At 38.4% G+C, this 19,519-nt stretch carries 17 protein-coding genes and 1 pseudogene; 14 read left to right on the top strand and 4 right to left on the bottom strand.

What is annotated here, in order from left to right; genetic code table 11:
• Positions 1–31: 31 nt before the first annotated feature.
• Genes PFZ69_RS06135 through PFZ69_RS06125 form a run of 3 tightly spaced genes read left to right on the top strand, consistent with a single transcriptional unit; the run spans position 32 to position 3,483 of the window.
• Positions 32–1,516, top strand: a complete 1,485-nt coding sequence (locus PFZ69_RS06135) for a flippase (protein WP_270180121.1) — start codon at positions 32–34, stop codon at positions 1,514–1,516.
• Entirely contained in the window at positions 1,516–2,535 is a 1,020-nt protein-coding gene (locus PFZ69_RS06130) for a GNAT family N-acetyltransferase (RefSeq protein ID WP_270180120.1), read from the top strand. The genes PFZ69_RS06135 and PFZ69_RS06130 overlap by 1 nt, the downstream gene beginning before the upstream one ends.
• Positions 2,536–2,550: 15 nt before the next feature.
• Positions 2,551–3,483, top strand: a complete 933-nt coding sequence (locus PFZ69_RS06125; protein ID WP_270180119.1) for a PIG-L deacetylase family protein — start codon at positions 2,551–2,553, stop codon at positions 3,481–3,483.
• A 332-nt stretch (positions 3,484–3,815) separates the two neighbouring features.
• Here PFZ69_RS06125 and PFZ69_RS06120 read toward each other — a convergent pair whose 3' ends face one another.
• A complete protein-coding gene (locus PFZ69_RS06120; protein ID WP_270180118.1) occupies positions 3,816–4,898 on the bottom strand; it encodes a glycosyltransferase family 4 protein in 1,083 nt (360 codons plus the stop codon).
• 215 nt (positions 4,899–5,113) lie between these two features.
• Here PFZ69_RS06120 and PFZ69_RS06115 point away from each other — a divergent pair, with 215 nt between their 5' ends.
• Together PFZ69_RS06115 and PFZ69_RS06110 are read left to right on the top strand one after the other, a co-directional pair.
• Positions 5,114–6,595: an O-antigen ligase family protein gene (locus PFZ69_RS06115; protein WP_270180117.1), complete on the top strand. Its 1,482-nt coding sequence runs from the start codon at positions 5,114–5,116 to the stop codon at positions 6,593–6,595.
• Positions 6,596–7,261, top strand: a complete 666-nt coding sequence (locus PFZ69_RS06110; RefSeq protein ID WP_270180116.1) for a hypothetical protein — start codon at positions 6,596–6,598, stop codon at positions 7,259–7,261.
• Positions 7,262–7,286: 25 nt separating this feature from the next.
• Here PFZ69_RS06110 and PFZ69_RS06105 read toward each other — a convergent pair whose 3' ends face one another.
• Positions 7,287–8,354 (bottom strand): glycosyltransferase family 4 protein, encoded by a 1,068-nt coding sequence (locus tag PFZ69_RS06105; protein ID WP_270180115.1) that lies wholly within the window; start codon positions 8,352–8,354, stop codon positions 7,287–7,289.
• Positions 8,355–8,542: 188 nt separating this feature from the next.
• A complete protein-coding gene (locus PFZ69_RS06100; protein ID WP_270180114.1) occupies positions 8,543–9,181 on the bottom strand; it encodes a YigZ family protein in 639 nt (212 codons plus the stop codon).
• 263 nt (positions 9,182–9,444) lie between these two features.
• Here PFZ69_RS06100 and PFZ69_RS06095 point away from each other — a divergent pair, with 263 nt between their 5' ends.
• Both PFZ69_RS06095 and PFZ69_RS06090 read left to right on the top strand, forming a co-directional pair.
• Complete coding sequence (locus tag PFZ69_RS06095; RefSeq protein WP_270180113.1) at positions 9,445–10,596, top strand: sensor histidine kinase; 1,152 nt, start codon at positions 9,445–9,447, stop codon at positions 10,594–10,596.
• Between the two features lie 3 nt (positions 10,597–10,599).
• On the top strand, positions 10,600–11,304 hold the full coding sequence (locus PFZ69_RS06090) for a response regulator (RefSeq protein WP_270180112.1): 705 nt from the start codon (positions 10,600–10,602) through the stop codon (positions 11,302–11,304).
• Positions 11,305–11,406: 102 nt separating this feature from the next.
• On the opposite strand, the gene PFZ69_RS06085 is transcribed toward PFZ69_RS06090, so the two are convergent.
• Positions 11,407–12,333, bottom strand: coding sequence for a C40 family peptidase (locus PFZ69_RS06085; RefSeq protein WP_270180111.1), 927 nt, complete (start codon positions 12,331–12,333; stop codon positions 11,407–11,409).
• A 291-nt stretch (positions 12,334–12,624) separates the two neighbouring features.
• Here PFZ69_RS06085 and PFZ69_RS06080 point away from each other — a divergent pair, with 291 nt between their 5' ends.
• The 7 genes and pseudogenes from PFZ69_RS06080 to secA all read left to right on the top strand — a co-directional run bounded on the left by PFZ69_RS06080 (position 12,625) and on the right by secA (position 19,491).
• Positions 12,625–13,470, top strand: coding sequence for a DegV family protein (locus PFZ69_RS06080; protein ID WP_270180110.1), 846 nt, complete (start codon positions 12,625–12,627; stop codon positions 13,468–13,470).
• Between the two features lie 403 nt (positions 13,471–13,873).
• A complete protein-coding gene (locus PFZ69_RS06075) occupies positions 13,874–15,016 on the top strand; it encodes a DEAD/DEAH box helicase (RefSeq protein WP_270180109.1) in 1,143 nt (380 codons plus the stop codon).
• Positions 14,977–15,129, top strand: a pseudogene (locus PFZ69_RS21005) (hypothetical protein); the annotation flags it as partial. The gene PFZ69_RS06075 and the pseudogene PFZ69_RS21005, both read left to right, overlap by 40 nt.
• 48 nt (positions 15,130–15,177) lie before the next feature.
• Entirely contained in the window at positions 15,178–15,696 is a 519-nt protein-coding gene (locus tag PFZ69_RS06070; RefSeq protein ID WP_270180108.1) for a ComF family protein, read from the top strand.
• A 142-nt stretch (positions 15,697–15,838) separates the two neighbouring features.
• The gene (gene cspD, locus PFZ69_RS06065) at positions 15,839–16,039 is read left to right on the top strand and encodes a cold-shock protein CspD (RefSeq protein ID WP_136947176.1); all 201 of its coding nucleotides are present in this window, start codon (positions 15,839–15,841) and stop codon (positions 16,037–16,039) included.
• A gap of 212 nt (positions 16,040–16,251) precedes the next feature.
• Positions 16,252–16,812, top strand: coding sequence for a ribosome hibernation-promoting factor, HPF/YfiA family (gene hpf, locus PFZ69_RS06060; RefSeq protein ID WP_270180631.1), 561 nt, complete (start codon positions 16,252–16,254; stop codon positions 16,810–16,812).
• A 165-nt stretch (positions 16,813–16,977) separates the two neighbouring features.
• The gene (gene secA, locus PFZ69_RS06055) at positions 16,978–19,491 is read left to right on the top strand and encodes a preprotein translocase subunit SecA (protein ID WP_270180107.1); all 2,514 of its coding nucleotides are present in this window, start codon (positions 16,978–16,980) and stop codon (positions 19,489–19,491) included.
• Positions 19,492–19,519 lie beyond the last annotated feature (28 nt).

Below are 19,519 nucleotides of genomic sequence, written 5' to 3'. Positions count from 1 at the left end.
TGTTGAAATTACTATGTAGGAGAGGCTTTAGATGAGCAATAAATCATTCGGTTCAGATCTGTTTTATTATGCGATTACTTACATTGTTCCAATGATTGTAGGGTTTATGCTTGTTCCTATATTCACTGAGCGTTTTACGACAGAAGAGTTTGGACAGTACAGCCTTATCAATTCAACAGTAGGATTATTAGGTATTATTTCAGTAAACTGGATCAACGTTGCTTTTATTCGTTTTTATAGCACGAGTGAAAAAGAGCAAAGAGAGGATCAGTTGATCTCCATTTCATTCTTGATGGCATTACTTACAGCCTCAGTTTTATCCATCCTAATCTATGTGGGTGCTGTATTGGGCATAACAGAAAAGATTATTCCAGAAAAGTATGCGTTGATCAGCATTGTCCTTTTGTTTTCAGCTAACATCCATTCCTTTATGTTTTCTTATTTAAGGGCAAAACGAAAGGCAAGGTTTGCCACGATTTTAACGTCAGTTACGGTTTTTTCACGCTTCTTACTTTTTCTCTATTTGTTAGATGTTATTCAGTCACCAATCAATGCACTTATTTTATCTACGATTATTTCAGATATCATCTATATTGCGGTTGTTATTCTGAAAGATAGAAAAGGTCTGCGTCTTATTAAGAGAAGCGATATCGATTTTGAATATATAAAACCTTATGTGAAGTACGGACTGCCATTCATCCTCATCCTAGGTGTGCACTGGTTACTAACGCTATCAGACCGGTATATGATCGAGTTTTTGCGAAATAGCGATGAAGTTGGGATTTATTCCATCAATTACTCGTTCGCTCAACAAATTATGATGCCGCTTATTACGATTTTTATGACAACGGCTGAGCCGATCTTGTTCCGCTTAAGTGAAAATAATACAGAGACGGAACTGAATGGCGTACTGAATAAGATCTTTAAATATTTCCTTCTCGTCCTGATTCCTTGTGCTGTCGGATTAGCAGCAGTTTCTGATAATTTAGCCAGCCTATTCATAAAGAATGATTTCCAGCAGGGTTATATCATCATGCCGATCGTTACATTCGGCTTCCTATTCCTTGGGATCAGACAATACTTTAATAAAAGTTTGGAGATCATCAAAAGAAGTAAAGAGATAGCAAACATCTCGGTTATTGCTGCGCTTGTGAACATTGGATTAAACTTTGTACTTATTCCGATGTACGGATACATTGGGGCGGCGTACGCTACATTGATTGCTTACGTAGTCTATTTCTTACTGAGTTATTATAAAACCGTTAACCTTACGACCATCAAAATCTCCTTCAGTAAAGCACACGTACAAACCATTATTGCTGCCTTGTCCATGGGAGCATGTGTTTATGGAGTCGGGCGCTTTCCGTTTGGGAATGTTATTCTTGAAATCATCGTCCAGATCATAATTGGAATGATTGTTTACGCATTGATATTGTTAGCATTCGGGACTGTGAAAAATGAGAAAAAGTTCATCTTAGAGAAATTAGGTAAAGTTAGAAAGAAGGTTGCAAAATAATGAGTGAAACGATTGTTTATCGAGAGTATGAACCAGCGGATTTCGATAAGTACAAGCAACTATACAGAGCGGTTTTTTCTAAAGAGATGAGTGCAGAGCATTTTAAATGGAAATTTCAGAGTGGCGATATGAACGCTATCATTTTTTGTGCTGTAACGGAAACCGGAGACTTGGTTGGATCGAGAGTCGTATTGATTACAAAAGTATCGATAGGAGATCAGGTCTATCAAGCTGCGCAGTCGGTTGATTCGATGGTTCATCCAGATTTTCAAGGACGAGGTATATACAAACAGCTCAACTTACATGCCATCGATGCGTTGAAGAAGAAAGATATCAGCATGATCATCACGTTTCCAAATCATAATTCTTTACCCCCTTTAGAAAAACTTGGGTGGAAGAGGATCGCTCCTATCTCTATTTACGCAAAGGTCCTTCGTTATCAGTCGCTTGCAGGTTCTAAGAAGTATTTAAAGCTACCTCTTCGAGCACTAGATCGTCTAACGGCTTTGAGAAGCTCGAAGTTTACGTTTGAGTTAAACGAAGTAAACAAGTTGGATGAGAGCCATCTTGCATTTATTAAGGATGCTCTTTCACAATCAGTTCATCAGAACAGAAGTGAAGAGTTTCTACAATGGAAGTACACAGAAAAACCAGAGAGTCGTTATGTAAAAGTGGTTTTCTCTAGAGAAGATGCCATTCAAGGGCTAGGCGTAATCAGGATCGATGAAAATGGTACAAGAAAAACTGGAATTGTTACAGAGTTTATTACTAAGAACGACCATATTAAGAAAGAGATGTTGGACAACTTAGTATCATACTGTAAAGGTGTGTTAGGACTTGATGTTCTTAAAATGTGGGAAGTGGAAGATTTAAAGCTTTCTACTTCACTTAAGAAAAATCATTTTATAAAAAAATCATCTTCCATCTGGTTTTCGATTAAGTATTTAAACGAATCAGCCGAAGAAGTTACGGATGCCTCTAAATGGTATATAGCTTGGGGAGATGCGGACACGGCATAAATTGGGGTGAAAAAAATGAGTTCAATTAAAAAATCAATTCGACCCATTGCTCAGTATGTATATGGGTTTAAGGTTAAACGGTCCCTTAATCAGTGGATCAAAGAAAATGAATTAATCATTAAGGAACGTAATCATCTCGTGGATTCGTTCTCAGGAGAGCGTATGTTGGTATTAGCTCCACATGTTGATGATGAGATTATTGGGTGCGGTGGTGCAATACTTCAAAGTTTAGAAGAAGGAAAAGAAGTTCATATTGCCTTTTTAACAGACGGTCGGAACAAAGGGTCAAAGGATAATGCTGAAGATATCATTGCAGAAAGAAAAGAGGAGGCCATCGATGTCGCGAGATCGATTGGGGTCCCGGAAGAACATATTCACTTTCTAGATGCTGAGGATACAAATCTTGTACATGAAGATCTCTCAAAGCCACTCTATGACTTGTTCACTACAATCAAACCAAATCGTGTTTTTCTTCCGGTATTGATCGATACCCATATCGACCACTATGCAGTAAGTATCAAACTCTTTGAGTTATATGAGGAGCACCCTGAAGTCTTTGAGGACACGATGTTGATGATTTATGAAGTTCAGAGTCCTATTTCTCCTTTATACTCTAATTGTGTACTAGATATTACGACACATATGGATAAAAAGCGATCTCTGTTAACTTACTATAAATCTCAGAATACGACATTTAAATTCTTGCCGATTATGAACGAATTCAACGGTGCTTTACTTGATGGTGGGAAATATGCTGAGTTATACATAGAGGTTAGCCCTGATGTATATATGGATTTTATCAGCGAACATTTTCAAGATATTACTAAATATAAGGAATTAAAAAGCAATCTCGTTGTTCATATCGATTATTTAACAACGCTGAAATCGTATGATTCTGTGTTTAAAACAAAACAGCTTTTAAATAAGATTAATAAAGCGCAGGGTTAATCCCTGTGCTTTATTGTTTGGGATTCCTAATTTTCTGCACTATAGCCGTAGGAGTTCGAATACGGCTTGCTTTCCTGTGGACGAACGCCCGTTGGACCACGGGAGTCAAGCCGTATTCACTCCTACTAAGTTATCATCAAACCAGGAAACACTCCCCCGCCATTAACTACCTGCGGACTTCTGTAGAAAGAGTTGGAGAGGAATTGCGGAGCATTTTGAAGAGATGAAGATGCTCAGATCCTTACTACGGCTGTTGGAAATTAGCACTATTTCTATTCAAAATGGCTTTTAGATTAACTAAAAAGCACAGGATTAAACTCCTGTGCTTTTGTTTATTTTCTAATAGCGGTACTGTATGAAAGGATTTTCTTTGTTGTATTGATGAGGGGTTTCTTTCGCTTGTCTCCAATCAAGCCGACGATTTCTGCTGTTAACTGGATGGAGATTAGAATCAGCCCGAGGATGATAAAAGAGCCCCAAAGTGTTGCGTTAGAGAAGAGGACAGCTGATATCCCGAAGAATCCTCCAAGACCATAGATAATTAAAACGGTTGATCTATGACTATACCCCATAGAGAGCAGACAGTGATGAAGATGGGATTTATCTGGATCCGATATCTTCTTCTTTGTGATGATACGTCTAAGGATTGCGAAGAACGTGTCAAAAATCGGTACTGCAAGAATAATAACAGGGATAATGAAGCTAAATAGCGTTACACTTTTAAAGAAGCCCATCAACGATACGATCGAAATAGCGTATCCAAGGAAAAGTGCTCCAGTATCACCCATGAATATTTTAGCAGGGTGGAAATTAAAGACGAGAAATCCTAACGTGCTTCCTATCAATATAAGAGTTAAAGAGATTACTAGAAGATTGCCATTAAAAATAGCCATTACTAGCATTGAGGAAAATGCAATAGTTGAGATTCCTCCTGCAAGTCCATCTAACCCGTCGATCAGGTTGATCGCATTCGTTATACCTACGATCCATAGAACCGTGACCACGTATCCAAAAGGACCTAAGTCTAGTATTCCGTCGAATGGTAGTGCGATAAAGTCTATTTTTAATCCGGATTGCACAACGATGATCGCTGCTAGAAGTTGAGCAATCATCTTAATTCCTGCAGACAATGTATATTTATCATCTAAAAAACCTATTAATAGAATAATAGCTGCGCCTACTAGAATATAAGGCATATATGATGAATATGGAGACAGATAAAGAAATCCAGCACCAGTTCCTATTACGATTGCTGCTCCACCAAGTCTTGGCATGACTGCCTTGTGTACTTTTCTGTGGTCAGGTTGATCGACAGCTCCAATTTTGATCGCAAACTTTTTCACGAGTGGAGTAGCGAGGATGGATACAACAAATGATAATAAGAAGCCAATAATCAGCTGTGATATTGTAAACATTTTCCTTCACCTACTTATGAGTATACAATCTTAAATAATCATAACAGAAACATCAGAAGATGCAACGAATTTACGAATACTTTTAAATGTAATTTTCGACAAAATGTTATTGAAAAGCAATAGTTTAAATGGAATAATTTAATATGGCAATAATGAGAGATAGGGAGGTAACGCACTAAAACAATGAGTGAAAATTTTGTAGGAGTTGAAATTTCGTGGGAATAATCACCAATCTGTTAAAAAATGTCTATAAACAACTATTACTTGCCTTTATTGCTGCTATCTTGATTAGCATTTCTATATTCTCTGCACTTACAGGGTTGAATAATAAAGTAGCTTTGGGTGCTCTTGCAATTGTATTAAGCATCCCAGCATTTCTCATATCAGTAAAGATTTTAAAAATAGCAAGAGAAAATTTAAAGTTACATGAGCTACTCCTATATTTATTAATAGCATCTTCGTTTATAGGGCCTGCTATCACCTTTAAGCTAGGTCCTATATCCATGTTTCCATTTAGAGCATTTTACTTGGTAGTGATTCCCATGTTTCTTCTTTACTTATATAAGAAAAAAGATATAATGGAATGGCGTCAAATACCATATAAAACCATATTTCTATTCTTGATTTTTTGGATCGTATCAGCATTTACTTCATTGATCTGGGCGAAATCCTTAACGTTAGGAATCAAGAATGTTTTCTATTTAAGTCTTGGTATATCACTTGTATTTATCATCACGTTCTTCTTCACTAAATTGAAGCACTATGTAACATTCTTCTATTTGTGGATCGGGATGTTAATACTTTTGGTGACGTTAGGTTTCTGGAATCACCTTACTCAACAGCATTTGAGCGTTTCAAGAATCAATGACCTTGCAGAATATATGCAAAGCGTACCAACAGCTGTGTTTGGTAATGAAAATGATTACGCAAGCTATCTTGCCATAAGTATTTTCTTCGTAGTAAGTATGATTAAATATCACAGAAACTGGTTTATTAAGTTGATGGGACTGGCACTGGTGCTAGCTTCTATCTATATTATCTATGTAACCTCTTCACGAGCAAATTATATTTCGATATTACTTGGATTTGGTGTTTGGCTCCTCCTTTATGGTGGGAAGAAACTAAAAGCCCTCGCCTTTTCAGCGTTGATCGCTGGTGTCTTTTTGGTCGGCACGTTCTTCTACTCGAAAGTCATGGCGGTGCTTCTTAAGATTAAGTCAGAAGTTTTCGTTACGAATGATGGGGGTTCCATCGATGTACGAACGAACATCTTAAAGAATGTTTATGCGTATTTTGAAAACTCTTATGGATTTGGAGTAGGTGCAGGTAATGCACAATACTATTTAAAAAACCATGCGATCTACCCGATCGATATCTTTTCAAACGTCCATAATTGGTGGGCAGAAATTATGGTCAATTATGGAGCAATCGTAATCGCTGGTTATCTCGCTATGTATGTAAGTATATTGTACATCTTGTTTACAATTTCGAAGAGGAAGATGAACACCAACATTAGTATGATAAGTGAAGCACTTACAACAAGCCTCATCGTATTTTCTCTTGCAAGCATAAGTCCAAGTTCGATCTTAACCTTAAACTATCATTGGATGTTGTTTGCTTTTGCAATAGGATTTATCGTGTACGATTCGACTCAAAATGCTTATCGTGGTACAACCATTACAGGAGGTAAAGCTTAAATGAAAAGTTACCTGGACAGTATTTACAAACGGTTTAAAAAATATATTTGGATCTTATTGTTGATCCCAATATTCACGGCAGGAATTTCCTATATTCTAGAGGCGAGAACACCAGAAACGTACACAGCATATTCAGAGATATATCTCGGATATTTTGAGTACGAACGTTATACAGAACCGAGAACGGTTAAAGATTTTTTAGCAAATACCGGGAATTTAGAAGAGTATGACCTTTCAATGCCAGCAAGTGAACTATCAAAACAATTAAAGGTTGGCGAAAAACCAGGAAAAATCATAACGTTAACGTTAGTGGGAAATGATAAAAAAACGGTTGAGAAGTCCTTAAATGAGGTAACAGAAGGATTTATTAAACAAAGTGATGAGAAAAAAGCTGAAATGATCGCTTTCTATGAGGAAAAGATTGAAAAGTTGGAGTCATTACCAGATGCTCCTGAGTCGTTCATTGATAAGCAAGAGTTTTTATTTGAATTACAAGATACTATAAATAATCATATGAGAAGTACGGTTATAAATGAACCTGTTACGATTAAGAACACGACAGGCGATCCGCTGAAACGAGCGATTTTTGGTTTTCTTGTCGGCTTTATCATCAGCGTATTTATTCTGGTCTTGCCTGAATTCTTGAAAAGAGAAGAAAAGGAATAAAAAAACAGCCGCTTGGCTGTTTTTTTTATTGAATCAGGGCTAATAATTTTTTAATCGTCGATAATATAGGCGTTGGCTTTTCTTTAAGCCACCCTAATATTTCTGACGTGAATTGCATGGCGAACAAAAAGATACCGACGATAAATAATGTTCCCCACACCACTGAGGATGTAAAAACGATAGCTGATAACCCAAAAAGAGCACTCATTAAATAAATGATCAATACGGTCCCACGATGCCCAAAACCTAAAGCTAGAAGGTTGTGGTGTAAATGGAATTTATCTGGTGCTGATATTTGCTGTTTGTTTTTAATTCTTCTTATGATTGCAAAGAACGTATCAAAGATCGGAACAGCTAATATTAGAACAGGTAATACAAAACTAAAGATCGCGACACTTTTGAAAAAGCCGATTACAGAAAGCACAGCGATCATATATCCTAAGAATAGTGCTCCAGTGTCACCCATAAATATCTTCGCAGGGTGAAAGTTAAAGAGTAGAAATCCTAATGTACCACCGATCAAGATGATCGCGATACCAGCGACAAATATATTATTATTTAACACTGCTACAGTAAAGATGGAAGTAAGCGCGATCGTTGATACACCTGCAGCTAATCCATCCAGTCCATCGATTAAGTTGATCGCATTCGTAACGCCTACGATCCAGAAAACAGTTACTGCGTAGCTTGCAATGCCAAGTTCTATTTTTCCTATAAACGGAAGAGCAACAAAATCAATCGTTAAGCCTGTGCTGACTACGAGTAGGGCAGCGGCGATCTGTGCGATAAATTTTACTTTTGCACTAAGGGTATATTTATCATCGAGTATACCAACAATGATAATAATCACTGCTCCAAGTATAATTCTTAGTGGAGTATCCAAAAATTGTGATAAATATAGGTAGCCTGCAAAAAAGCCAACTACAAAAGCTAAACCGCCCAGTCTAGGCATTAATTTCTTGTGTACTTTTCGATTATTAGGCTGATCAACAACACCCATCTTTATAGCTAGCTTCATCACTAACGGTGTAACGGCCACAGTAGTGAATAGTGCTATTAAGAAAGCGATGCTAAGGTCAAGCCATGATGGCATGTTTTTCACCTACTTTACTATGCATTCACATAACATTTCCCTCTTTCGTGAAAATGAAAACTTTGTCATGCTAATTATCGATAACTTAGTTATATGCTTCGACAAAAAAACCCATACTCCATTATCATATCAAAATAATGGGAAGATAGGGAAAGGTTTTTATTAAATTATATCGATATAATTTTTCGTCAAACTTGAACATCAACTTCAATATAAAGCTGGTTTAGAACGGTTATATTCCCTTTACCGCTTGTTAAATTAGTCATCCACTCTATATAGTCTTCTTCTTCACCTCTCTCTACGATAACGATCACTTGAACGTTGTCTAAATAATTTATTTCCTCGAGTATATAATTCGACGAACGAATCTCGTTTTCGACTTTACCGAGTAAAGTGTAATCGATATTTGTCTGTATCTTTGTCATTAACTTTCGTTCTACGATTCCTGTAGCATTTATACCTTCTGAGACAGATTGTCCATACGCACGGATTAAGCCGCCTGCACCTAGTTTAATCCCCCCGAAATAGCGGGTAACTACGACGGTAGTATCTTTTAATTGTTTCTTTTTTAATACTTCTAACATCGGCACACCAGCTGTTCCTGATGGCTCTCCATCATCGTTTGCTTTTTGAATGTGATCTTGTTCACCAATTAAATAAGCGGAGCAATTATGGGTAGCGTTGTTATGCTTTTTTTTGATATGTTGTATGAACGCTTGAGCTTCTTCTTCAGTAGTAGTCCGTTTAACGTGAGTGATAAAGCGAGATTTTTGAATAACGATTTCATGTTCGCCTTCACCTTTAACGGTTAAGTAGGAATTGAGCATATGTAAAACCTCCAGATTCCCTCACAATTTCATTATCGGAAGGGGATTTGTTCTTTATTATCGAATAGTAAATTAATAAAGAATAGTAATGAGACTTGGGGACAACCTTGATTTAGACATATTCATTATAATTGTCCTAATTTAATCCATCAAATATTAATTCTGATGACATAAACAGACGGTCCGATACGAATTTTGTAAAAGAAGTACTTTTGGACTATCTTTTCTCGCCGTCCGTCTCCTAAAGAAATGGAGGAGTAAGCTTGAGTTTTCAAAAGTTAGATCCAAACGCGCTAGACGCCATACTGGATAAAACAATGGAAAGCATTAATACAAGCAAATCAAAGCTGTTCGAAATTGGAGAGCATTCTCACGAAGAATATCAAGAATTAAATGAACAACGTCAACTTTTAAAGGAAGAGTTAAGCACTGTTCAGAAATTGAGAGAAAACAGGTTGCAAGAAGATCGAATCGCAAGAGCTGAGCTTGTGAAAATCAGCAAAAACTTTCACAATTATGGAGAACCAGTGATCAGAAGAGCGTATGAACAAGCGTCGGAAGCACAGATTAACCTCTCCATTAGTATTGAGAAAGAAACAAGGTTGAAAGATCAAATAGCTGGTATAGACAATAGAATTACCTCTGTTAGAAAAACATCTGATAAAGCTGAGTCTTTTATGAGTCAAATTTCTACCGTCCTTAGTTTCTTAGGTGGTGAATTGAGACAGTATGGCGAAGCGATTGAAGATGCAAAGAGGAAACAAGAGTATGGTCTTCGCATCATTGAAGCTCAAGAAGAAGAAAGGAAGCGTTTATCGAGAGAAATCCATGATGGGCCCGCACAAGTGCTTGCGAACGTATTGTTACGATCACAGATAATTGAACGAATTTATGAGAAAAAAGGGAAAGACGAAGCGTTTAAAGAGATAAAAGACATGCGCAGTTTAATTGAGGATGCATTGAAAGAAGTAAGAAGGTTAATCTATGACCTTAGACCAATGGCTCTTGATGATCTCGGTCTTATACCAACTTTGTTAAAATACTTGAATAGAGTAGATGAACGATCAAATGCTGATATTACGTTCGAATACTATGAAGGAATACAGCGATTGCACGTACGATTAGAAGCAGCGATCTTCCGTCTTGTGCAAGAAGCCGTTCAAAATGCCATCAAACATGCAGAAGCAAGTAAAATACATGTTGACCTGAATCTAGATGGTGATAAGATTGTGGTAACGATTCAAGATAATGGAATTGGTTTCGATGTTAATGTGCGTAAAGATCAATCTTTCGGCTTGTTAGGAATGAAAGAACGAGTCGGCTTATTAAATGGTACGATTAAAGTTGATTCAACGCCAAAAAAGGGTACATATATTTTGATAAGAATCCCGATACATGAACAGGAGGGCGTGTAAGCGATGTATACAGCAAAAGCTTTAACTAAAATTGTTATAATAGATGACCATCGATTATTTCGTGAAGGTGTAAAGCGTATTTTGGATATGGAAGATGATTTTGAAGTGATCGCTGAAGGCGATGATGGCGGAGATGCGCTTCGCCTTGTTGAGGACCATAAGCCAGATGTCGTTTTGATGGACATCAATATGCCTCATGTAAATGGTGTAGAAGCAACAAGGCAGTTAATTGAACAAGTTCCGGATACGAAAGTCATCATTCTCTCGATTCATGATGATGAAACATATGTGACTCATGCTGTGAAAACAGGAGCTGCTGGGTACCTCCTTAAAGAAATGGATGCAAATTCTCTAGTGGAAGCTGTGAAAGTTGTAGCTTCAGGTGGAGCATACATTCATCCAAAAGTAACTCACAACTTAGTAGATGAATATAGAAGACTTGCTACAGAAGGCAAAAGAACAACAGCTCAAATCGGTTTTAAAGAAGTTGAATATCGAAAGCCACTTCATATTTTGACACGAAGAGAGTGTGAAGTTCTTCAATTACTAACGGATGGGAAAAGTAACCGTTCGATTGGAGAAGAGCTGTTCATTAGTGAAAAGACGGTTAAGAACCATGTATCGAACATACTTCAGAAAATGAACGTTAACGATCGTACACAAGCGGTTGTAGAAGCGATTAAAAAAGGTTGGGTAAAGGTGCGCTGATGCGCATCTTTTTTATTTTAACTAGTTTTAAAGATTCCTAGTTTTATTTCACCAACAAAAAAGGAACCCCTATAATAGGAGTTCCTTCATTAAATATGTGACTTAAACTTCTTTTGCTCCAAGGTAACGTGGTGCCCAGTAAGAGTTGTCCATGCTGCTGATCGTTACACCATAAGAAGATGATGAATGGATGAACTTGCCTCCGCCAAGGTAGATCCCAGCGTGAGATGGACCTGGTTTATAAGTTTCAAAGAATACTAGGTCTCCAACTGATGGAGAAGAAACGCTGCTCGTTGCATCCCACATGCTCGCTACAGTACGAGGTAGTGAAACACCAGCTTTGTTATATGCATATTGTAGGAAACCACTGCAGTCAAATCCAGAAGGAGTAGACCCTCCCCAAACGTAAGGTACACCTATGTATTGTTTTGCAATAGTTACGACAGATGACGTGCTAGCTACGGAGCTATCGTTCGATGAAGAAGGTGCAGCCGTAGAAGCGCCTGAAAGTGCTCCAAATGTTTGTGGTCCAGCGATTCCATCGACAGTTAAGCCGTTAGCGCTTTGGAAGTTCATAACTGCTCTTTTAGTGATAGATCCGAAAATGCCATCAACTGAATAGTTATAGTAGCCTTTGTCTTTAAGTTGACTTTGTAGGTTCGATACTTGTTGCCCGCGATCACCGTGACGAACAGTTCCTGAGTAGCTAGAAGTAGATTGGCTAGTTGATTGAACAGATGCTCCACCGTTCAATGCTTTTACTGTTTGTGGTCCAACAACTCCGTCAACCGTAATGCCTGCGCTGCGTTGAAAGCTACGTACACCAGATTCTGTGATAGATCCAAAATATCCTGTTGCTGTATGGTAGTTAAAATAGCCTTTGCTATCTAGTAGATTTTGTAGTTCAGTTACGTCAGAGTGCTTCATGCCGTTGTAAAGTGTTTGATCACCAAGTGCAGCTTCACTTACGTTTGGTGCTAATAGAAGAGACCCAGCGATTGTAGTAGTAATAACAACTTTCTTAAACATTATATAATTCCCCCTGAAGTAATATATTAAACATTTTATTTTTTCTTTACGATTGCTAGTTTACAGGATATAGATAACAGAGCGATGAACATGAGATTACAATCATGTAACATAATAGTGGGCTATTTTACTAAATGTTTCATTTTTCGACATTACGATTAAAAAATATGACAATTGTGGTTGACAAATATTATGAAAACATTCTATAGATCTGTTGGCACATGGCGAAAATTATTCTATGATTAGCTTAGCTGCAATCTAACAAAAGTATCATTGAAGAGAGGCGTTAATATGAAAACTGTGGCTGTTGTTACCGATAGCACTGCATATATACCAGGAGAGCTTCTGGATGAATATGATATTACGATGGTTCCTCTCAGCGTAATATTTGGGAATGAATCCTATCTTGAAGAGAAAGAACTAAAAGCAGAGGAATTTTTTGACCAAATTCGAAATGATGATGATTTGCCGAAAACCTCACAACCTTCGATAGGAAGTTTTGTAGAAGCATACGAGAAACTTTCAGCGAATCATAAGGAGATCATAACGATCACTCTTTCAAGTGGTATTAGCGGAACATATCAATCTGCTCATTCAGCAGGCTCAATGGTCGATACGGACGTTCACGTTTTTGATTCGGAAATCAGCTGTATGATGCAAGGTTTCTATGTGCTAGAAGCAGCACGAATGGCTCAAGAAGGTCAAAATGGAACAGTCATTCTAGAAAGACTTAATGAAATGAAGGAAAAAGGCATGCCTGCCTACTTCGTTGTGGATGATTTGAGTCATCTGCATAGAGGAGGTCGCCTAAATACGGCTCAATTGTTTGTAGGTAACTTGCTGCAAGTGAAACCTGTTCTGACATTTGAGAATAAGAAAATTGTTCCATATGAGAAGATTAGAACGAGGAAGAAAGCAGTAAATAAGATTCTTTCGTTATTCGATGAAGATGCGAAGCAAGGAGATCACATCAAAGTGACGATCATTTATTCGAATAATAAGGATGAAGCTTTGAAACTGAAGGACAAGCTTGAAGGGGACCACTCGAATATTGAGGTTGTTCTAAGTTACTTCGGTCCTGTTATCGCTACACACCTTGGAGAAGGATCTCTAGGGATTGGCTGGTATCGTCCATGATGCAGCCTAAAGAAGAAGTAAATCGATGAGATTTGCTTCTTCTATTTTTCAAAATAAATCATTCCTAGTTCCTGAAGGGATATCGATTATAGAGAATGGCACTTACTACCCTATCAGCCACTTTGCCGTTTTCGAACCACAACCGATTGATCACAGTTACATCCCCTCCCATGAGCTATTAACCTTCCTTAATGGGCGTCATCTTCTGATAGATGAAATCCCTTTTCCTTTAGAACAACTCCATGATCATTACATGAATGGCTATCTTCAAATAGAGGCAGGAATACAGTTAATATCGAGTAAACATACATGCTTAAGGTGTGGAAATAGTGAAGCTTTCGGATTTTATCCTTGTGCAAGGTGTAAATGTAGTAACTGTAGATATTGTAGAAAGTGTATCAAAATGGGAAGAGTAAGCTCCTGCTCTCCATTATATTTCTCTCCTGCCTCATCCCTCACTTACCCTCCGACTCTATTAAACTGGAATGGCGAGTTATCACATGGGCAAAATAAAGCCTCTGACCAAGTAAAGCTTGCGATACAAAAGAACGAAAGACTATTGGTTTGGGCTGTGTGTGGTAGCGGTAAAACAGAAGTATTATTCAAAGGCCTCGAACAAGCTATTTATGAAAACAAAACGATCTGTATCGCTACACCACGAACGGATGTAGTACTTGAACTTCTTCCTCGACTTCGAAAGGCTTTCCCAACCATAGCCATTTCTGGATTGTATGGAGGTAGTGATGATCCGTTGTCCCCGTTCATCATTTCCACCACTCATCAATTAATTCGTTACAAAGACTGTTTCGATGTCATGATCATCGATGAAGTTGACGCTTTCCCATATGAATACGATCCTTCTTTACAATATGCCGTTGATAAGGCTAGGAAAAATAATGGTGCGTTAGTTTATCTTACAGCGACCCCTTCGAGAAAAATCCTTAAACAAGTGAAAGACAACGCATTACCTTACGTGCGAATCCCTGTGCGTTACCATGGATACCCATTACCTGCGCCGAAGTTTACTTGGGTTGGAAATTGGAGGAAACATATACGGAAGGGAAAACTTCCATCTGTCTTATTAAAGTGGATCGAACAGCAATTTCATGAGAAGAAACCAGTAATGTTATTTGTTCCTTCTATTAAATTAGCTGAACGTATTCACTCCTTATTTGAAGAGGTTCAGGTCGATTGTGAAACTGTTCATTCGGAAGATGCTGATCGTGTGGAAAAAGTTATGCGGTTTCGAAATCGTAATTACCGGCTGCTTCTTACAACAACAATATTAGAAAGAGGTGTAACGATTGAAAATGTATCGATAGGTGTTCTAGGTGCAGAAGCAGATATCTTTACGGAGAGTTCACTCGTACAGATTGCAGGAAGAGCAGGAAGAAGTGAAAAATATCCTGAGGGAGAAGTTGCGCTATTTCATTATGGAAAAACAAATGACATGCTCCTAGCTTTTCGACATATAAAAAGTATGAATGTGGAGGCTGACAATAGAGGATGGCTCAAGGGAAAAGGTGTGTATGGTGTGAAGAAGTGATGAACAGTGTTTCATGGGAGATGTTCTCCTTTTTTGAAGAAGAGTGGAATGTTTGTAATGAGTGTAAGTCGAAACTTGCTCCTATTTCCGGGGAAATTTGTCTAAAGTGCGGACGGCCACTTTCGAAGGTGAAACGAGAATATATTCTCGAGAAAACTTGTTTGGATTGCCAAAGGTGGGTTGAAAAAAGCTTTCTGAATGGTTTGGTTCATAATCGCTCCTTGTTTGAATACAACGATTTTATGAAGCACGTTCTTACACTATATAAGTATCGAGGGGACGCGGAGGTTGGCAGAGCGTTTAATAGCATGTTTTCAAAAACGATAACGAAATCGTATAAATGTATCGATTTCGTTATTCCAATTCCTCTGAGTATCGAGAGGCTTTATGACAGAGGATTCAATCAGTGTGATCTATGGTTAGAAAAAGTGCCAAACAGACTAAGTAACTGTCTTGTACGAATTCACCACGAAGAAAAACAAAGTAAGAAAACAAGGCAAGAACGGATAAATCGCTCAGTAAAAATGTTTCGTGTATCTAACGATGATCTGATAAAAGGCAAAACCCTTCTTATTTTAGACGACCTTTATACAACTGGTACAACTGCTTATCAAGCAGCTGATGCGTTAGGTAAAAGCGGGGCAAAAGCCGTATACTCTTTAACTCTTTGTAGGAGTTAAACCACTTGTCGAAAAGTTTTGGAGAAAGCGCCTCCATTCGTGCCATATCAACAAAAACATCCCTTTGACAGGTGGGGAGAGCGGGCGTATAGTGAAGGTATGGCTAATGCCATGAAGATTTCTGAAGGGAATGTTGAACAGCATGCAAGGAAAAGTAAAATGGTTTAACAATGAAAAAGGATTCGGTTTTATTGAGAGAGAAGATGGAGACGACGTTTTCGTTCACTTTTCAGCGATCAGTGGTGAAGGGTTTAAGTCTCTAGAAGAAGGCCAGACTGTTGAGTTCGAAATCGTTGAAGGTGCTCGCGGTCCTCAGGCTGCTAATGTAGAAAAAGTATCTTAATCAGCTAATGAATGAAGCCCTTATTTTCTAAGGGCTTTTTATTTTTGTGGAAGAGCAAGAAAATATAAGAAGGATATGTAAAAAAATGTCGAAAAAAACAACATCTTGTTAATATATCGTAAAAAAACCTTATTTTTTTGAAAGTTTATGAAGGGAAAGTGAACGGGTATAACGAATACTATACTCATAGATGGAAGGAGGAGTGCCACATGATGAATTTCAACATCCGTGGTGAAAACATTAAGGTTACACCTGCAATGAGAGATTATACTGAGAAGAAGGTAAGTAAACTTGAAAGGTATTTCGATACTCCACCTAACTCTGATGTTCATGTAAATATGAAAGTTTACAACGATCAACAGATGATTGAAGTAACTATTCCGATGCCTAATCTATTACTAAGAGCAGAAGAAGAACATCAGGATATGTATGCAGCTATTGATCTAGTAGTCGAAAAACTCGAAAGACAAATCCGGAAGCATAAAACAAAAGTTAATCGCAAATTCCGTCAGGAAGGAAGCGTAAAATATATGTTCCGCGATGAACTTAACCCTACGATGACAAGCGTTGCTGAAGCAGAACCCGAAGAAGATGAACTTCAAGTCGTTAAAACAAAACGATTCACATTCAAACCGATGGACGTTGAAGAAGCAATCCTTCAAATGGATATGCTGGGACACAGCTTTTTCGTATTCTCAAGTGCGATCACTGGAAATACAAGCGTTGTCTATCGCAGAAAAGACGGAAAATATGGTTTGATCGAACAAGACTAATATAAATAATCAAAGGGACAGAGGGAAAACCCTCTGTCCCTTTATGATGGGAGGGGCTTGAACTTTCTTGTGCCCCCGTCAAGGAATTGTTAAAATGTATACATAGAACTAAAAGAATTAACTGAATCGATAGCACTCTACTGACAATAAAAGAGGAGCGTTTCTATGAAAGGTTTATTACGTAAAATTATTCCAAACGGCAACGAGCGTCAAGTTGGACGTTTACAAAAGATTGCTGATCAAGTTGAATCCTACTCGGAAGCGATGAAAAGCTTATCCGATGAAGAATTACAAAGTAAGACAACTGAGTATAAAGAACGAATTGAGAAAGGTGAAAAGCTCGATAAGTTACTGCCTGAAGCTTTTGCCACAGTACGTGAAGCTTCTGAACGTGTACTTGGAATGAGACCGTTCCCTGTACAGATTATGGGTGCCGCTTCTTTGCATGAAGGTAATATCTCAGAGATGAAAACTGGTGAAGGTAAAACGCTAAGTGCGACTATGCCAGTTTATTTAAATGCAATAACAGGTAAAGGTGTTCACGTCATCACAGTTAACGAATACTTGGCAAGGCGTGACGCAGAGGAAATGGGCGAGCTCTATCAATTCCTTGGATTAACGGTGGGTCTTAATATCAGTGGTTTATCTAAAGATGAAAAAGCTGAAGCGTATGCAGCTGACATCACTTATGGAACAAACAATGAGTTTGGCTTTGATTATTTAAGAGATAACATGGTGCTATATAAGGAAGAAAAAGTCCAAAAGCCACTGCATTATGCAATCATCGATGAAGTTGACTCTGTCTTGATCGATGAGGCTCGAACTCCACTAATCATTTCTGGTAACGCTGAGAAATCTGCGACGCTCTATATTAAAGCAAATCAGTTCGTGCGTGTATTAAATGAAGAAACCGATTATACGATCGACATCAAGACGAAGAACGTTCAGTTAACTGAAGATGGAATGTCAAAAGCTGAAAAATTCTTCTCGATTGAAAACTTGTTTGATTATAAGCATGTGCAGCTTAATCATCATATTAATCAGGCGATGAAAGCTAACTTTATCATGCAGCGAGATACCGATTACGTTGTTCAGGATGAGGAAGTCGTCATCGTTGACTCCTTCACAGGGCGCTTGATGGCTGGACGTCGGTATAGTGACGGTCTGCACCAAGCAATAGAAGCAAAAGAAGGCTTGGTTATTCAGCGTGAGAGTATGACGCTAGCAACCATTACATTCCAGAACTACTTCAGAATGTATGAGAAGCTTTCTGGTATGACCGGTACAGCGAAGACGGAAGAAGAAGAGTTTCGTAATATCTATAACATGAACGTTATCGCAATTCCGACGAATAAGCCGATCGCTCGTGTTGATTACCCTGACCTTGTGTATAAATCAATGAACGGAAAGTTCCAGGCGCTTTCAAAAGAAATTGAAGAACGACATAAAAAGGGACAGCCGGTCTTAGTCGGTACAGTTGCTGTTGAAACATCTGAATTGATTTCTCAAGTTCTCAAGAAACGAGGCATCCCTCACAATATCCTTAATGCGAAAAACCATGCTCGTGAAGCAGAAATCATTGAATCAGCTGGTCAGCCAGGGGCGGTAACCATCGCAACGAACATGGCGGGCCGTGGTACTGACATCAAGCTCGGTGAAGGTGTAAGAGAAGCAGGCGGTCTCTTCATACTAGGAACAGAACGTCATGAAAGTAGACGTATCGATAACCAGCTACGAGGACGTTCTGGTCGTCAAGGTGATCCTGGTGAGTCAAGGTTTTATATTTCTATGGAAGACGAACTGATGCGTCGATTTGGTTCTGATAATATGATGAACATGATGAACAGACTTGGAATGGAAGAAGATCAGCCGATTGAATCTAAGCTTGTATCTAGAGCCGTTGAGTCTGCTCAAAAACGAGTTGAAGGTAATAACTACGACGCACGTAAACAGCTACTTCAATACGATGATGTTATGAGACAGCAGCGTGAAATTATTTATGCTCAGCGTGACGAAGTGTTGGAATCTGAAAACTTGCGAAATATCGTAGAAAAAATGCTGGACTCAGTCATCAACCGAATTGTGGACGCTCATACTGGTGACGAGGATATTCAGGAAGAGTGGGATCACCAAGCGATACTCGACCATGCTCGTGGTATTTTCCTTGAGGAAGGTCAGGTAACTGTTAAAGACATTAAAGGCTTAGATAAAGAAGAAATCGTAGAACTATTAGTTGAGAAAATGAAACTTAACTATGATCAGAAAGAAGCAGAGTTCGAACCAGAGCGTATGCGAGAGTTCGAAAAAGTAATTCTGCTAAGAAGCGTCGATCGTAAATGGATGGACCATATCGATGCAATGGATCAGCTGCGTCAGGGAATCCACCTTAGAGCATATGGTCAAAACGATCCTCTTCGTGAGTATCAGTTTGAAGGATACGAGATGTTTGAAGACATGATCGCTGAAATCGAAGAAGAAGTTGCTACTTATATCATGAAGGCACAAATTGAAAACAACCTTAAGCGTGAGAAAGTAGCAGAAGGCCAAGCGGTGAATCCGAAAGAAGAAGGTTCATCAAAACCAAAGCCTGTTAAGAAAAAGCAGGATATCGGTAGAAACGACCCTTGTCCTTGTGGAAGTGGCAAGAAATATAAACAATGTCACGGCAAACTTCAGTAATGTAATGCCGGGCAGGTGCTCTTGTCGA

This window comes from Alkalihalobacillus sp. CinArs1 (genome assembly GCF_947387515.1).
Lineage (GTDB): Bacteria > Bacillota > Bacilli > Bacillales > Guptibacillaceae > Guptibacillus.
Note: the sequence above shows the minus strand (reverse complement) of the source record. Positions and strands in the feature narration are given on the sequence as shown.

Excerpts from the sequence above, each read along its gene's own strand:
- PFZ69_RS06135 (WP_270180121.1), top strand. The coding sequence starts at position 32 with ATGAGCAATAAATCATTCGGTTCAGATCTGTTTTATTATGCGATTACT.
- PFZ69_RS06130 (WP_270180120.1), top strand. The coding sequence starts at position 1,516 with ATGAGTGAAACGATTGTTTATCGAGAGTATGAACCAGCGGATTTCGAT.
- PFZ69_RS06125 (WP_270180119.1), top strand. The coding sequence starts at position 2,551 with ATGAGTTCAATTAAAAAATCAATTCGACCCATTGCTCAGTATGTATAT.
- PFZ69_RS06120 (WP_270180118.1), bottom strand. The coding sequence starts at position 4,898 with ATGTTTACAATATCACAGCTGATTATTGGCTTCTTATTATCATTTGTT.
- PFZ69_RS06110 (WP_270180116.1), top strand. The coding sequence starts at position 6,596 with ATGAAAAGTTACCTGGACAGTATTTACAAACGGTTTAAAAAATATATT.
- PFZ69_RS06105 (WP_270180115.1), bottom strand. The coding sequence starts at position 8,354 with ATGCCATCATGGCTTGACCTTAGCATCGCTTTCTTAATAGCACTATTC.
- PFZ69_RS06100 (WP_270180114.1), bottom strand. The coding sequence starts at position 9,181 with ATGCTCAATTCCTACTTAACCGTTAAAGGTGAAGGCGAACATGAAATC.
- PFZ69_RS06090 (WP_270180112.1), top strand. The coding sequence starts at position 10,600 with ATGTATACAGCAAAAGCTTTAACTAAAATTGTTATAATAGATGACCAT.
- PFZ69_RS06085 (WP_270180111.1), bottom strand. The coding sequence starts at position 12,333 with ATGTTTAAGAAAGTTGTTATTACTACTACAATCGCTGGGTCTCTTCTA.
- PFZ69_RS06080 (WP_270180110.1), top strand. The coding sequence starts at position 12,625 with ATGAAAACTGTGGCTGTTGTTACCGATAGCACTGCATATATACCAGGA.
- PFZ69_RS06075 (WP_270180109.1), top strand. The coding sequence starts at position 13,874 with ATGGGAAGAGTAAGCTCCTGCTCTCCATTATATTTCTCTCCTGCCTCA.
- cspD (WP_136947176.1), top strand. The coding sequence starts at position 15,839 with ATGCAAGGAAAAGTAAAATGGTTTAACAATGAAAAAGGATTCGGTTTT.
- hpf (WP_270180631.1), top strand. The coding sequence starts at position 16,252 with ATGAATTTCAACATCCGTGGTGAAAACATTAAGGTTACACCTGCAATG.
- secA (WP_270180107.1), top strand. The coding sequence starts at position 16,978 with ATGAAAGGTTTATTACGTAAAATTATTCCAAACGGCAACGAGCGTCAA.